Origin of the sequence: Cellulosimicrobium protaetiae (genome assembly GCF_009708005.2) — a bacterium.
Taxonomy (GTDB): domain Bacteria; phylum Actinomycetota; class Actinomycetes; order Actinomycetales; family Cellulomonadaceae; genus Cellulosimicrobium; species Cellulosimicrobium protaetiae.
The window spans coordinates 1,242,972-1,256,449 of record NZ_CP052757.1 but is presented as its reverse complement, the minus strand read 5'-3'; the positions used below and the strand labels follow the sequence as shown (position 1 = coordinate 1,256,449).

Sequence of the window (13,478 nt, the reverse complement as noted above, 5' to 3'; positions counted from 1 at the left end):
GTCAGCCGAACGTCGCGGTGAACACCTGGACGCCGGGCGGGACGTCGAGCTCGACGAGGCCCTCGGTCGCGCGATCACCCTCCAGCACGGGGTAGAGCGTCGGGCTCCCGGACACGTCGATCTCGCGGGTCGTGGTCCGCCCGTCCGTCGTGACGCGGGCCGTGACGGTGCCCTCGCCGCCGAGCACCGCGAAGACGTCGGTCGAGCGGTACGCGAGGCGCACGCGCGCGTCGTCGGACACGGCGGTCGCGCCCTGGAAGTCGACGTCCCACACGCCACCGAGCGAGAACGTGTCCTGCCGCTGCTCGACGGCGAGCGTGAAGTCCTGCTGCCCCGCGGTGTAGCGCGGCTCGCCGGCGTAGTTGACGACGCGCTTGATGGAGAAGTAGGTCTCCGGCGTCGTCTCGTCCTGCGGCGTCGTGTCGCCGACCGTCGTGGGTTCGGGCAGCTCGACGCCGGGGTTCGCGTCTTCCAGGAGCTCGCGGACGAGGCGCTCGGTGTCCTCGTACCCGCCCTCGCCGAACCGGATGTGGCGCACGGTCCCGTCGGCGTCGACGAGGTACTGCGCGGGCCAGTAGCGGTTCCGGTAGGCGGTCCACGTCGCGTAGGAGTTGTCCTGGGCGACGGGGTAGGTGACGCCGAGGTCCCGCGCGCCCGCGACGACGTTGCGCGTCTCCCTCTCGAACGCGAACTCGGGCGTGTGGACCCCGATCACCTCGAAGCCGTCGCCGACGTCGCGGTACCGGTCGTACCAGGCGTCGACGTGCGGGATCGCCCGCTGGCAGTTGATGCACGAGTAGGTCCAGAAGTCGACGAGCACGACCTTCCCGCGCAGACCCTCGAGCGTCAGCGCCTCGCCGCCGGGAGTGTTGAGCCACGTGTCGATGCCGCGCAGCTCCGGGGCGGTGCCGCAGTCCTCCAGCACGGGCGCGCCGTTCGAGCAGTTCGACAGCTCGCGGTTCTCGTCGGTGACGAGACCGCCGAGGTCGAGCGCCTCGCGCACGGACTCGTTCTCGTCGACCCGCTGCTGGAGCGCGCCCGTGTAGTCGGGCAGGGCCCGCTGCAGCGCAGCCGGGAGGTTGAGCGCGAGCGCGCCCGCGAGCGCGATCATCACGACGCCGCCCGTCACGCGGATGCCGCGCGTGTGCCGCTGGAAGCCGCGCACCCGCTCCGCGACGCGCCGCCCCGCGAGCGCGAAGACCAGCAGCGGGATCGCCGCCCCGACCGCGAACGACACCGTGAGCGCGACGGTCCCCGGTCCGATGTTCCCCGTCGCCCCCGCCACGGTGATCGCCGCGAGGACGGGCCCGGCGCACGGCACGTACAGCACGCCGAGGCCGAGGCCGAGCACGAACGCCCCGCGGTCCTGGCGGGCGGCGCCGCGTCGCGCCCCGAGCGCCGCGATCCGCCGGAAGGGTCGTTCCAGGACCTCCTCGACGCGCGGCACGATCATCCCCACGCCGATCACGACGAGCAGCACGATCCCCGCCCAGCGCAGCAGGTCCTGCGGCAGCCCGAGCGCGGTGAGCACGAGCGAGCCGAGCAGCGTGAAGACGCTGAAGCTGAGGACCAGGCCCGCGATGACGAGGTAGGGGCGCCACGAGCGACCCGCCGGGTGCGCGGCGCGCCGGGACGCGCGGCGCCCGGTCCCCCCGTCGGCCGGGGCGGCGGCCTGTGGCTCGTCCTGCGTCGACAGGTCGAGCGCGAGGGCCCCGCCGCGCGTCGGCCGCGCCGTGACCTCCCGCGCCCCGGCGGCCTCCTGGGCGCCGCCCGGGCCACCCCGGCCCCGCAGTCCCAGGGCGGGGCGACCGCCGACGCGGACCGCGTCCGGGACGCCCGCGAACAGGGACGGCGAGACGCCGCCCGCCCCGGGCTCCGCGGCGGCCGACGGCGTGTCTCCCGTGCGCGCACCCTGCACGCCGCCCGCGAAGAAGATGACGGGCAGCATCGGCAGGATGCACGGCGAGATCCCCGTGATGAGTCCCCCGAGCAGGCCGATGACGATGAGCGTCTCCATGCCCGGGGTTCGGACCGGCAGCCGTCCCGGATGGGTCCCGGGCGCACGACGACGGCCCCGACCGTCCGGTCGGGGCCGTCAGGACGCGCTCTCGCGAGTCCACCGCGCGCCCGCTCCTGGACGCGCCGGGGGGTCACATGGTCGGCATGAGCACCGAGTCGACGAGGTACACGGTCGCGTTCTGCGTCATCACGCCACCGCAGACGACGGCCGCGTCGTTCACCATGAGCTCGTCGCCCGAGCCGGTGACCTCGACCGTGCCGCCCTCGACGGTGGTCTGCTCGCCGACGACCTGGTCGGGCGTGAGCTGGCCGGGCACCACGTGGTACGTGAGGATCTTCGTCAGCGTGTCGGAGTCCGTCTTGAGCGACTCGAGCGTCGCGGCGTCGATCTTCGCGAACGCGTCGTCCACCGGCGCGAACACGGTGAACTCGTCGCCGTTGAGCGTGTCGACGAGGTTCACGTCGGGGTTCAGCTCGCCCGACACGGCCGCGGTGAGGGTCGTCAGCATCGGGTTGTTGGAGGCCGCGACGGCGACGGGATCGGTCGACATGCCCGTGATCGAGCCGGCGCCGTCGGGGACCTGCTCCGCGTAGGCCGCGCAGCCCGGGCCCACGAGGTTCGCTGCGGGGTCCGCCATGTCGTCGGAGCCCTCGGCCGAGTCGTCGGCCATGTCGTCGGTCGTCGAGTCGTCGGACATGGTGTCCTCGGTCTGCGGGTCGACCGTCGTCGAGTCGGCCCCCGTCTCCGTGTCGGAGCTGCACGCGGACAGGCCGAGCACGGCGAGCGTGGCGATGCCGGCGACGGCGTACGACGTACGGGTGCGAACGTTCATCGGTCTCTCCTCGGGTCGTCGCCCCGCCGGTGCGGGGCGTCATACCGAGGGTTCGGAGCGCCGCCCCGGGTGGATGGGTCGGGATCCGCACGAGCTTCTCGCGCGCGTCCCGTCCCCTCCGGGGCCCGGACGCTCAGCCGACGAGCGCGACCACCGGGTCCGCCGTGGGCTGCTCCGAGCCACCCGCCGGCTCGACCGTCACGGCCATGCCGACGCCCGGCTCGTCCTGGACGAGCCGCGACGTCCTGCCGTCCCGGACGTCGAGGACGCCCGCCGAGACGACGGCGCCGTCGGCCTCGACCACCCAGAGCTGGTAGTCGTGGTCGGTCCCAGCGTCCGGGAGGTCGGACGCACGGAAGTACATGTCGTCGCCCGCGGCGAGCACGGACGCCTGCCCACCACCAGCGACCTCGCCGTGCAGGATCGTCGCGTCGGGGTCGGCGAGCATCTGCGCGATCGCGTCGGCCTGCTCCTGCAAGCGCGACTGCTCCTGCGTCGCGCGGACCGCCACCGTCGTCGGGACGGCCACCGCCACCGCCGCGGCCACCGCCGCCGCGAGCCCCGTCCAGCGCCGTCGGCGTGTGCGGCGCGCGGCCGCGAGGTCGACGACGACGCCGCCCCCCGTGCTCTCCCCGGCGGACGTCTCCGCCCCGGTCCCGGGCTCCGCGTCCGACCCGGCGTCCGACCGCTCGCCCGTCACCGCGCCCGGAGCGCCACCCGCACCGGCGGACGCGGCCACCCGGGCCAGCACGGCGTCGCGCAGCGCGGGCGGCGGGGCGCTCTCGACCGCGAACGCCGCCACGACGTCGCGGTACTCGTCGAGCTCGCGACGTGCGTCGGGGTCGGTCGCGAGCAGGCGCTCGACGGCGTGCCGCTCGCCGTCGTCCACCGCGTCGAGCGCGTAGGCGGGCAGCAGGTCGCGGACGTCCGGTCGGTCGTCCGCGCCGTCGCCGCGGGGCGTGGTCGGGTCAGCCATGACGCACCCCCAGGCAGTCGCGGAGCCGCAGGAGCCCGTCCCGGATGCGGGACTTCACGGTCGGCAGGGCCGCGTCGAGCCGCTCCGCGACCTCCCGGTAGGTGAGCCCGCCGTAGTACGCCTGCACGACCGCCTCCCGCTGCGTCGCCGTGAGCGAGTCCAGGCAGCGCCGGACGGCCGCGCCCTCGAGACGTCGCTCGACGTCCTCCACCACCACGTCCCGCGGTGCCGCGGCCGTCGAGGCGTCCACGTCGCGCTGGTCGCGGTCGCGGCGCGCCTGCTCCGCCCGCACGCGGTCCACCGCGCGCCGCCGCGCGAGCGTGGCGACCCACGTGCGCGCCGAACCGCGCGTCGCGTCGTAGCGCCCCGCCGTCTGCCACACCTCGACCATCACCTCCTGCACGACCTCCGCCGCGTGGTCCGGATCCCGGAGGACACCCAGGCACGTGCCGTACGCGACCGGCGCGAGCGCGTCGTAGACGGGTGCGAACGTGGCCGGGTCACCGTCGGCGCACGCCGTGAGGGCGGCGTCGACCGCCGGGTTCGTCGTCACTGGAGGTGGCACCCGGTCAGTGTGCAGCACCGGCGCCTCCCGCACGCGCTGCGGCGCGTCGACCACGACTCTCGGCACCTGAGCTCCCGTCGCCGGCGCCGTCCCGGTCCGTCCGGGACACCCTGGGTTCGGCGCCGACGCGCGGACGGATGGGTCACCGTCCCGCCGGTACCGGTCAGAGCGCGCGACGGGTGCGGACCGCGGCGGCGAGCTCGCGCAGGAGGTCGGCCGTCGTGTCCCAGTCGATGCACGCGTCGGTGACCGACTGGCCGTACACGAGGCCGCTCGGCGCGGGCTTCTGCGCGCCGGCCACGAGGAAGCTCTCCATCATGAGCCCGGTGATCCCCTGCTCGCCCTCGGCGAGCCGCGCCGACAGCTCACGCACGACCTCGGCCTGGCGCACGTGGCTCTTGCCCGAGTTCCCGTGCGACGCGTCGACGACGAGGCCGTGCTCCGTGACCCCGCCCAGGCCCGAGGTACGAGCCACCGCGAGCGCCGCCGCGACGTCGTCGGCCCCGTAGTTGGGGCCGGAGCGACCGCCGCGCAGGATGACGTGGCAGTCCGGGTTGCCCGCGGTCTCGACGGCGGCGGCGCGGCCGAGCGAGTCCATGCCGAAGAAGGTGTGCTCGCTCGCCGCGGTGACGCAGCCGTCGACCGCGATCTGCACGTCGCCGTCCGTCGCGTTCTTGAACCCGATCGGCATCGACAGGCCCGACGCGAGCTGGCGGTGCACCTGCGACTCGGCGTTGCGCGCGCCGATCGCGCCCCACGAGACGGCGTCGGCGATGTACTGCGGGCTCGTCGGCTCGAGGAACTCGCACGCGGCCGGGACGCCCGCGTCGAGCACGCCGAGCAGCACCTCGCGCGCGAGGCGCAGACCGTGGTGGACGTCGTGCGACCCGTCGAGGTGCGGGTCGTTGATGAGGCCCTTCCACCCGACCGTGGTGCGCGGCTTCTCGAAGTAGACGCGCATGACGACCAGCAGGTCGTCGGCGAGCTCGTGCGCGACGGCGGCCAGGCGGCCCGCGTACTCGAGCGCGGCCTCCGGGTCGTGCACCGAGCACGGGCCGACGATCACGAGGAGGCGGTCGTCGTCGCCCGTGAGGACGTCGCGGACCTCGCGTCGCGAGGTCGTCACGAGGTCGCTGCGGGTCGCGCCGAGCGGCAGGTCGGCGAGCATCGCGCGCGGGGCGGGGAGGGCGTCGAGCGCGCGGACCCGCAGGTCGCTCGTGCGCGCCTGGAGCTCGGGGCTGTCCATTGGGTCGACGGTACTCGTCTCGGGCTGGGTGGTCGTGCTGGTCACGGGAGGCTCCTGGTCTGTGCGGCGGGGGTCTGGGACCGCCGTGAGTCGGGATGCCCAGCGGCGCTCCACCGGCCTGCTGCCGCCCGTGGTCCCGGAGCGGCCCGTCTCACGACGAAGGGCCCGGACGCGGTCCGCGTCCAAGGCCCTGTGCTGGCTCCGGGTGGTGATCTGTGGTCAGGCGAACGCCCGCACGGCCCCACCGGGAGCCTGCGTAAAGCGCCAATACCACTGAGAAGTCACGACGCGACCGTAGCACAGGGGCTCCGAGGGGCGGACCGGGCGTCTCAGGGCGTGGGCGGACCCACCCGGGCGACGGGCCGGCCGTCGGGGTGCGACGTCGTCCGGCACCTACGCTCGGGGTATGCCGATCCCCGCGTTCGTCGCCGCCCTCCGCTCCCGTGTCGGGACCGACCTCCTGTGGATGCCGGGCGTCTCCGGCGTCGTGGTCGACGACGACGGCCGGCTCCTGCTCGGGCAGCGCGCGGACACCGGGCAGTGGGCCGTGATCAGCGGGATCCTCGAGCCCGGCGAGGACCCGGCGGTCGGGCTCGCACGGGAGGTGCTCGAGGAGACGGGGGTGGAGGTCGTCGTCGACACGCTCGTCGCCGTCACGGTCACGGAACCCGTGGAGTACCCGAACGGAGACCGCTCGCAGTACCTCGACCTCGCGTTCCTGTGCCGCCCCGTGTCACCCGAGGCGGCCGCGGCCGCGCACGTCGCGGACGACGAGTCGCTCGCCGTCGCCTGGTTCGCCCCGGACGACCTCCCGGACGACCTCGCGCGGTCCACCGTCGAGCGTCTCGGCCACGCTCTCGGCCGGCTCGCCGACCCCTCAGCGGGACCCTTCTTCGTCCGCTGACCGGACGTCCGCCGACCCGTCCCGCGTCGTCGCGGCAGGCCCCGCGCCGAGCCAGCGCACCGCGAGCAGGCACGCGTCGTCGTCGTCCGGGGCCCGGGACACGACCGCTTCGAGCAGGTCCTCGCCCGCCATCCCCGCCTCGATCGCGTTCGTGACCAGCTCCGCGAGCTCGTCGAGCGCGAGCGCGAGCGGGCGGTCCCGACGCTCGACGACACCGTCGGTGAACAGGAGCAGCAGGTCGCCCGGGTCGAGTGCCACGGCCTCGGCGACGCGCGACGACGCGCCCCGGACCCCGAGCGGGGTCGACCGCGCCTCCCACAGGTAGGCCGCCGACCCGTCGGCACGCACGAGCAGCGGCGGGAGGTGGCCCGCGCACGTGTAGCGCAGGACGCCGTCGCGCAGGTCCAGCTCCCCGTACACGAGGCTCGCCATGAACCCCGTCCCGGTCCGGTCGACGAACCGGTCGAGCCTCGAGACCACCTCCTCGGGCGGCAGCCCCGTGTCCGACGCCGCGCGCACGGCCGTCCGGAGCTGCCCCATCGACGTCGCGGCCTTCAGCCCGCGGCCCACGACGTCGCCGACCGAGAGCGCGACGACGTCCGGGGCGACGCGGAACGTGTCGTACCAGTCGCCGCCGACCTGCAGGTCGTGGACACCCGGGCGGTAGCAGGCGGCGATCTCCACCTGGGGGTCGGCGACGATCCCGTCGGACAGCATCGCCCCCTGCAGCTCGGTCGCGACCGACACGCTCTGCTCGTGCGTCGTCGCCCGCGCCAGCGCGAGCGCGGCGAGCTGCCCCGCCGCAGCGGCCGTGCCGAGGTCGACCGGGTCCGACCCGGCCGCCCGGCGCGGGACCAGGGCGAGGACGCCGAGGAGCGCGCCCGCCGTCCGCAGCGGCACGACGACCGTCCCGTCGTCACGCACCCCCGCCTCCGCGAGCTCGTCGACCGTCGGGGCGGCGACCGACGCGGCCGCGCCCCACCGCCGGAGCGGCCCGCCCTCCTGCGCCGTCCACAGGGCGGCGTCGCCCGCACCGAGCATCGTCACCGCGGCACGCAGCAGGACCCACGCGACGCCGTCGAGACCGGCGACGCTCGCCAGGTCCGCGGCGACCCCGTGGAGCAGGCGCACCCGCCGTTCCGCCTCCTCCGCCGCGCGCCGCGCCCCCACCAGCTCGTGCTCGAAGCGGGACCGCTCGCGCGCACCGAACAGCGCGACCTCCACGACCCGCTCACCCCGGACCTCGCGCTCGATCGCCGTGAGCAGCACCGGCTCGCGGCCACCCGGCGTCCGCAGCTCGACCGCGACCTCGTCGACACGGCCCTCGACGTGCAGGCGGGGACCCACGTGGGTCTCCCAGTAGATCCGGCCCCCCACCGTGAGCAGGTCGGCGAGCCGACGCCCGGCGACCGCCTCGACGTCCGGCACGTCGAGCAGACGGAGGAACTCGTCGTTCGCGTCGAGCAGGCGCGCCTCCTCGTCGAGGAGCAGGAGCGCGACAGGTGCGAGCACCCAGCGTTCGCCCCGCGACGTCGCCATCAGGGGCACCGGAGCCAGTCACGCATCGCCCGCACCACGAGCGTCGGGTGGGACAGGTTCGGGCAGTGCCCGACGGAGTCGATGACGGTGAGCTCGCTGCCCGGGAGGTGCTCGTGCACGTACCGCCCCACCTCGGGCGGCGCGATCACGTCCTCCCTGCTCTGCACGACGAGGCTCGGCGTGCGCACCCGCGCGAGGTCCGCCCGGTTGTCACCCAGGAACGTGACACGCGCGAACCGACGCGCGACCGCCGGGTCGTTGCGGCGGAACACCGCCGCGAGCTCGTCACCCAGGAACGGCCGGTCGGGGTTGCCCGCGATGACCGGCGCCATCGCCCGGGTCCAGTCGAGGTAGTTCGCGTCCATCGTCTCCAGGAGCTCGTCGATCTCCTCCGCCGTGAACCCGCCGCGGTACCCGACGTCGTCGACGTACCGGGGGCTCGGGCACACGAGCACCAGGCGGTCGACGAGATCCGGACGTTCCGCCGCCACGAGGAGGGCGATCACGGCGCTCACCGAGTGTCCGACGAGGATCACGGGGCCCCGCGCCACGTCCTCCAGGACCTCGACCACGTCGGCGACGTAGCCGCCCATCTCGGCGTGCCGCACGAGGTCGTACGACGACGGGTGGGACCCACCGCACCCCGAGTGGTCGAAGAGCACGACCCGGTGGTCCGTCGCGAACACCGGCGCGACGAAGCGCCACATCGACTGGTCGCAGCCGAAGCCGTGCGCGAAGACCATGGTCGGGCCGTCGGGCACCCCCAGGACCCGCACGTTGTTGCGTTCACGCACGTCCACGGGTGACAGCGTAGGGGGGATCGCGTCGCCATGAGCAGGGAGCGCGCGGGTGAGATCGCTCCCGTCGTCGGCCCGGGCGGGCGACGGCGCACGGCACAATGTCCTCATGCGTGTCTCCGCGAAGGCCGACTATGCCGTGCGGGCGTGCGCCGAGCTCGCGGCGTCCCCCCACGGCGACCCGGTGCGGGCCGAGGACCTCGCGGCAGGGCAGGGCCTGCCCGTGAGCTTCCTCGAGCGGATCCTGGGCGACCTGCGTCGGGCCGGCATCGTCGCGAGCGTCCGCGGCCGCTCCGGCGGTCACCGGCTCGCCCGTCCCGCGACCGAGGTGACCCTGGCCGACGTCTTCCGCGCCGTCGACGGACCGCTCGTCACCGTGCGCGACGAACGCCCCCCGAGCCTCGAGTACGAGGGCTCCGCCTCCGCGCTCCTCGAGGTCTGGGTCGCCCTGCGCGCGAGCGTCCGCGACGTGCTCGACCGCGTGACGATCGACGACGTCGTGCGCCGCGACCTCCCCGACGACGTCCACGCCCTCGCCGCCCGCGCCGACGCCTGGGAGAACCCCTGACCCGCTGACCGCGTCGCTCCTGCGGTCGTGGTCGTGGTCGGGTCCGCGGTCGGGGTCGGTCCGCGGTCGGGGTCGGGGCTACGGCCCGCGTGGGCGGGTCCGCGGTGGGGTCGGACCGTGCGTGAGTGATTTCACGCACTCACCGGCCGCAGGCCTTTCGGCGCCCGCGGCGTCGGGGACGACGCCGTCGGGGCGCGAGAGGGGAGATGTGGCCCCTTCGGCCCTGGCGGCGAGGGCCACTTCTCACCTTTCGCCGCGCGCCACCGAACCTGGCCATCCGACCTCCACGCGGGCACCGAGCGCACTCCCACCACGGGGTGTTGGAGCGAGCGACCCGGCACGGGTCCGTTAACAGTGGCCCACGATGTGGTCGGCGCTTCACATACTGGACTCGTTCGGTCAACCTTGTCAGGACACGTCGGGGCCGCCCCGGCCATCCGAGCAAGGAGACGCGGTGCCCACCCTCATCCTGCTGGCCCTCGTGGGCCTCGGCGCGCAGCTCGTCGACGGCAGCCTCGGCATGGCGTACGGGGTGACGTCGACGACGCTCCTGCTCGCGATCGGGACGAACCCCGCGGCGGCGTCGGCGACGATCCACCTCGCGGAGATCGGGACGACCCTCGCGTCCGGTGCGGCGCACTGGCGGTTCGGGAACGTGGACTGGAAGGTCGTCGTGCGCATCGGGGTCCCGGGTGCGATCGGGGCGTTCGCGGGGGCGACGTTCCTGTCGAACCTGTCGACGGAGCTCGCCGCGCCGGTGATGTCGCTGCTGCTCCTCGGGCTCGGCGTGTACGTGCTGTCGCGGTTCACGTTCGTCGGGCTGCCGAAGGGGCGCCAGGGCCTGCCGCTGCGCAAGCGGTTCCTCGCCCCGCTCGGTCTGGTCGCGGGCTTCGTCGACGCGACGGGCGGCGGAGGCTGGGGGCCGGTCGGGACGCCGGCGCTGCTCGCGTCGGGGCGCATCGAGCCGCGCAAGGTCATCGGCTCGATCGACACGAGCGAGTTCCTCGTGGCGATCGCCGCGTCGCTCGGCTTCCTGTTCGCTCTCGGCTCGCAGGGGATCGACCTGCTGTGGGTGGGCGCGCTGCTGCTCGGCGGCCTGGTCGCGGCGCCCATCGCGGCCTGGCTCGTGCGGCTCTTGCCGCCCCGCATCCTCGGCTCGGCCGTCGGCGGCGTCATCGTCCTCACCAACGTCCGCACGCTGCTGCGCTCCGACTGGGTCGACGCGAACGGCGCGGTCCAGGGCGTCGTGCTCGGGCTCGTCGCCGTCGTGTGGGCCGCGGCCGTCGCCTGGTCGGTCCGCGCCCACCGCCGCACCGTCGCGCTCGACGCTGCAGAGAACGCGCCGGCCACCGCAGAGGCCCTGCCGGCGCCGCCCACCCCCACCCCCACCCGCTGACCCCGGCCCGCTGACCCGACCCGCGCCGAACAGGCGGATGCGGTCCGTCCTCGCGGCAGGACGGACGGCGACCGCCTGGTCGACCTACGACGATCGCCTGGTCGTCAGTCGCGCGCGTACCGGCGGACGAACGCCGCGAGGATGTGGTGCGGTGCCCGGACGTCGCCGCGGCGGACGGTCGCCTCTACCTCGCCCGCCGTCTCGGGCGCGAAGTACCCGTAGTCCCGGTACACGCCGATGCGCGTGAGGATCCCGTCCAGGTCCAGCTCGGGGTGGAACTGCGTGGCGTAGAGGTTCTCCTTGACGCGGAACATCTGCACCGGGCAGGCGTCCGACGTCGCGAGCAGGACCGCGTGCGCCGGCAGCTCTCGCACGGCCTCCTTGTGCCCGACGTACGCCTCGAACGCGTCGGGCAGGTCGGCGAGGAGCGGGTCCGCTCGGCCCTCGGGCGTGAGCCGGATCGTCACGGGCGAGATGGGCTCCGCGTAGGTGTCGTCGAGGACGGCGCCCTCGTGGAGACCGAGGGTCCCGACGCCGTAGCACGCCCCGAGGAACGGGACGTCGCGCTCGACGATCTCGTCGAGGAGCGGCGCGAGCTCACGTTCGACGCGGCGCTGCACCGGGGACTTGTCCGCCTCGGGCAGGGACGAGTCGAACGGGCTGCCCCCGACGATCACCCCCGAGTACGCGTCGAGGTCGATCGCCGGCAGCGGCCCGCTCTCCATGCGCACCCGGTGCAGCGCCTCCGGACCCAGCCCGGAGTACCGGAGCACGGCGGCGTGCTCGCCGTCTGCCGCCGCGTCCTCCGCGCGCGACGCGAGCAGCAAGAACGGCCTCATGCCGGTCAGGCTAGGCGCGACCGCGCGGCCACGCCCCGTGGTGGGCGCCGGGAGGCGGCTCCGGCTCGTCCGGCATACCGCCGAGGATGCCGCCGACGGCGACCGCCCCGGCACCGGCACGACGACGACGCGCACGACGGCGGCAGTGCGGCCGCAGGAGCCGGATCGTCACGACCGCACGGGCGGTGAGCTCGGAGGCGCCGCGCCGGAGCACGCGCGTCGGGACGCGCTCAGGCACGGTCGTACGTGAGGACGGCGTTGCCGCCGTCGAACGTGGCGACGTCGGTGAGGTCGTAGGTCGTGGGCCGGAACGCGGCCGCGCCGAACGCGCTCCGCCCCGCGCCCGCCACGACCGGGTAGAGCTTCACGACGAGCCGGTCGATCTCGTCGCGCAGCGCACCCGCGAGGACGCCGCCGCCCGCGAGGTAGATGTCGAGCGAGGAGTCCTCCGCCTTGAGCACGCGCACGAGCGCGACCGGGTCGTCCCGCACGATCGTCACGGCCGGGTCGAGCTCGGGCTGCGACGTCGAGACGACGTACTGCCGCAGGTGCGCGTACGGGCTCGTGATGCCCAGGGCGAGAGCCGGCTCGTAGGTGCGCCGACCCATGACGACGGTGTCGAACGTCCGGTTGGGGTGGTCGTCGACGCCGAGCTGGCGGCGCCCGTGCGTGGGCAGGACGTCCGGGAACGTGTCGATCATGCGCGCGCTGTAGGCGTCGGAGGACGGGTAGAAGTCGACCTCGTCGTCCGGACCGGAGAGGAAGCCGTCGATGGACAGGGCCACGAAGTAGGTGAGTCGTCTCATGGCTCCAGCCTCGGATTCCGCCGATCCGGGATCAATGACGCATGCTGGGGCGATCGTTCGTCGCGCGTGAACGATGAGGACGGCACGAGGGGTGACGGCGTGGACCTGAAGGACATCGAGATCTTCCTGACGCTCGCCGACGAGCTGCACTTCGGCCGGACCGCGGAACGGCTCCACGTCTCCCCCGCCCGCGTCAGCCAGGCGATCAGCCGGCAGGAGCGCCGCATGGGGACGACCCTGTTCGAGCGCACGAGCCGTCGCGTCGAGCTCACGCCGGTGGGCGCCCGCCTGCGCGACGACCTGCGGCAGGGGTACGAGCTCATCCAGTCCGGCATCGCCGCGGCCAGCCGCACCGGCGCGCGCCCTGCCGGGGTCCTGCGCGTCGCCGCGATGGGCATCGTCGGCCACGAGCTCCAGCCCGTGGTCGACGAGTTCGCCGCTCGACACCCCGGGTGCTCGGTCGAGCGTCGTGAGTTCCACTTCTCGGACCCGTTCGGGGCACTGCGGGAGGGCGAGACCGACCTGCAGGTGACCTGGTCACCCGTCCGCGAGCCCGACGTCGTCGTGGGGCCGCGCGTGCTCACGGAGGGCCGTGTCCTCGCGGTCGCGGCGGGCCACCCGCTCGCGGGCGAGGACGGTGTCTCGGTCGAGGTCCTCGGGGACCACACCGTGCTCGACCTCGGCACCGGCGTCCCCTCGTACTGGGAGGAGGCGATGGTGCCCCGCCGCACGCCTGCCGGGCGACCCGTGCTGCGCGGGCCGGTCGCGCGGACGTTCCACGAGGTGCTGACCGTGGTCGCCTCGGGCGAGGCGGTCACGCCGCTCAACGGGCACGTCCGGCGGTACTACACGCACCCCGGCGTCGTGTACGTGCCGATCGTCGACGTCCCTGACACCGAGTGGGTGCTCGTCTGGTCGCGCGACCGGGAGACCGCCGAGGTCCGCGCCTTCGCCGAGATCGCCCGCGAGCTGGGCTCGCGGGCGATCTGA

The 13,478-nt window shown here is 74.5% G+C and carries 14 protein-coding genes; 4 read left to right on the top strand and 10 right to left on the bottom strand.

Annotation, left to right across the window (positions count from 1 at the left end; genetic code table 11):
• Position 1 precedes the first annotated feature (1 nt).
• The 5 genes from FIC82_RS05425 to FIC82_RS05405 form a co-directional block, all read right to left on the bottom strand.
• Positions 2-2,017 (bottom strand): cytochrome c biogenesis protein DipZ, encoded by a 2,016-nt coding sequence (locus tag FIC82_RS05425; protein ID WP_154797854.1) that lies wholly within the window; start codon positions 2,015-2,017, stop codon positions 2-4.
• Between the two features lie 133 nt (positions 2,018-2,150).
• The gene (locus FIC82_RS05420) at positions 2,151-2,852 is read right to left on the bottom strand and encodes a fasciclin domain-containing protein (protein ID WP_154797853.1); all 702 of its coding nucleotides are present in this window, start codon (positions 2,850-2,852) and stop codon (positions 2,151-2,153) included.
• A gap of 133 nt (positions 2,853-2,985) precedes the next feature.
• Positions 2,986-3,828 carry an anti-sigma factor gene (locus FIC82_RS05415; protein ID WP_154797852.1) on the bottom strand — a complete coding sequence of 281 codons (843 nt, stop codon included), beginning with the start codon at positions 3,826-3,828 and terminating at the stop codon, positions 2,986-2,988.
• Positions 3,821-4,393, bottom strand: coding sequence for an ECF RNA polymerase sigma factor SigK (gene sigK, locus FIC82_RS05410; protein ID WP_168731514.1), 573 nt, complete (start codon positions 4,391-4,393; stop codon positions 3,821-3,823). The genes FIC82_RS05415 and sigK overlap by 8 nt, the downstream gene beginning before the upstream one ends.
• A 163-nt stretch (positions 4,394-4,556) precedes the next feature.
• Complete coding sequence (locus FIC82_RS05405) at positions 4,557-5,639, bottom strand: 3-deoxy-7-phosphoheptulonate synthase (protein WP_154799863.1); 1,083 nt, start codon at positions 5,637-5,639, stop codon at positions 4,557-4,559.
• Between the two features lie 406 nt (positions 5,640-6,045).
• Here FIC82_RS05405 and FIC82_RS05400 point away from each other — a divergent pair, with 406 nt between their 5' ends.
• Positions 6,046-6,543: an NUDIX hydrolase gene (locus tag FIC82_RS05400; RefSeq protein ID WP_154797851.1), complete on the top strand. Its 498-nt coding sequence runs from the start codon at positions 6,046-6,048 to the stop codon at positions 6,541-6,543.
• Here the strand turns inward: FIC82_RS05400 and FIC82_RS05395 are convergent.
• Both FIC82_RS05395 and FIC82_RS05390 read right to left on the bottom strand, forming a co-directional pair.
• Entirely contained in the window at positions 6,517-8,082 is a 1,566-nt protein-coding gene (locus FIC82_RS05395) for a PP2C family protein-serine/threonine phosphatase (protein WP_154797850.1), read from the bottom strand. The genes FIC82_RS05400 and FIC82_RS05395 overlap by 27 nt on opposite strands.
• Positions 8,082-8,882, bottom strand: coding sequence for an alpha/beta fold hydrolase (locus FIC82_RS05390; RefSeq protein WP_168731513.1), 801 nt, complete (start codon positions 8,880-8,882; stop codon positions 8,082-8,084). The genes FIC82_RS05395 and FIC82_RS05390 overlap by 1 nt, the downstream gene beginning before the upstream one ends.
• Before the next feature lie 106 nt (positions 8,883-8,988).
• On the opposite strand from FIC82_RS05390, the gene FIC82_RS05385 reads away from it, so the two are divergent.
• Positions 8,989-9,447: an RrF2 family transcriptional regulator gene (locus tag FIC82_RS05385; protein ID WP_154797849.1), complete on the top strand. Its 459-nt coding sequence runs from the start codon at positions 8,989-8,991 to the stop codon at positions 9,445-9,447.
• A 454-nt stretch (positions 9,448-9,901) separates the two neighbouring features.
• A complete protein-coding gene (locus FIC82_RS05380) occupies positions 9,902-10,843 on the top strand; it encodes a sulfite exporter TauE/SafE family protein (protein WP_168731512.1) in 942 nt (313 codons plus the stop codon).
• Positions 10,844-10,947: 104 nt separating this feature from the next.
• Here the strand turns inward: FIC82_RS05380 and FIC82_RS05375 are convergent, their stop codons facing one another.
• The 3 genes from FIC82_RS05375 to FIC82_RS05365 are packed head-to-tail and all read right to left on the bottom strand — an operon-like array spanning position 10,948 to position 12,488.
• Positions 10,948-11,682, bottom strand: a complete 735-nt coding sequence (locus FIC82_RS05375) for a glutamine amidotransferase (protein WP_154797847.1) — start codon at positions 11,680-11,682, stop codon at positions 10,948-10,950.
• A 10-nt stretch (positions 11,683-11,692) separates the two neighbouring features.
• Entirely contained in the window at positions 11,693-11,920 is a 228-nt protein-coding gene (locus tag FIC82_RS05370; RefSeq protein WP_154797846.1) for a hypothetical protein, read from the bottom strand.
• The gene (locus FIC82_RS05365) at positions 11,913-12,488 is read right to left on the bottom strand and encodes a dihydrofolate reductase family protein (RefSeq protein WP_154797845.1); all 576 of its coding nucleotides are present in this window, start codon (positions 12,486-12,488) and stop codon (positions 11,913-11,915) included. The genes FIC82_RS05370 and FIC82_RS05365 overlap by 8 nt, the downstream gene beginning before the upstream one ends.
• A 99-nt stretch (positions 12,489-12,587) precedes the next feature.
• Between FIC82_RS05365 and FIC82_RS05360 the strand changes: the two genes are divergently transcribed.
• Positions 12,588-13,478 (top strand): LysR family transcriptional regulator, encoded by an 891-nt coding sequence (locus FIC82_RS05360; RefSeq protein WP_168731511.1) that lies wholly within the window; start codon positions 12,588-12,590, stop codon positions 13,476-13,478.

Coding starts and splice junctions, on each gene's coding strand:
- FIC82_RS05425 (WP_154797854.1), bottom strand. CDS start 2,017: ATGGAGACGCTCATCGTCATCGGCCTGCTCGGGGGACTCATCACGGGG.
- FIC82_RS05420 (WP_154797853.1), bottom strand. CDS start 2,852: ATGAACGTTCGCACCCGTACGTCGTACGCCGTCGCCGGCATCGCCACG.
- FIC82_RS05415 (WP_154797852.1), bottom strand. CDS start 3,828: ATGGCTGACCCGACCACGCCCCGCGGCGACGGCGCGGACGACCGACCG.
- FIC82_RS05405 (WP_154799863.1), bottom strand. CDS start 5,639: ATGGACAGCCCCGAGCTCCAGGCGCGCACGAGCGACCTGCGGGTCCGC.
- FIC82_RS05400 (WP_154797851.1), top strand. CDS start 6,046: ATGCCGATCCCCGCGTTCGTCGCCGCCCTCCGCTCCCGTGTCGGGACC.
- FIC82_RS05395 (WP_154797850.1), bottom strand. CDS start 8,082: ATGGCGACGTCGCGGGGCGAACGCTGGGTGCTCGCACCTGTCGCGCTC.
- FIC82_RS05385 (WP_154797849.1), top strand. CDS start 8,989: ATGCGTGTCTCCGCGAAGGCCGACTATGCCGTGCGGGCGTGCGCCGAG.
- FIC82_RS05375 (WP_154797847.1), bottom strand. CDS start 11,682: ATGAGGCCGTTCTTGCTGCTCGCGTCGCGCGCGGAGGACGCGGCGGCA.
- FIC82_RS05365 (WP_154797845.1), bottom strand. CDS start 12,488: ATGAGACGACTCACCTACTTCGTGGCCCTGTCCATCGACGGCTTCCTC.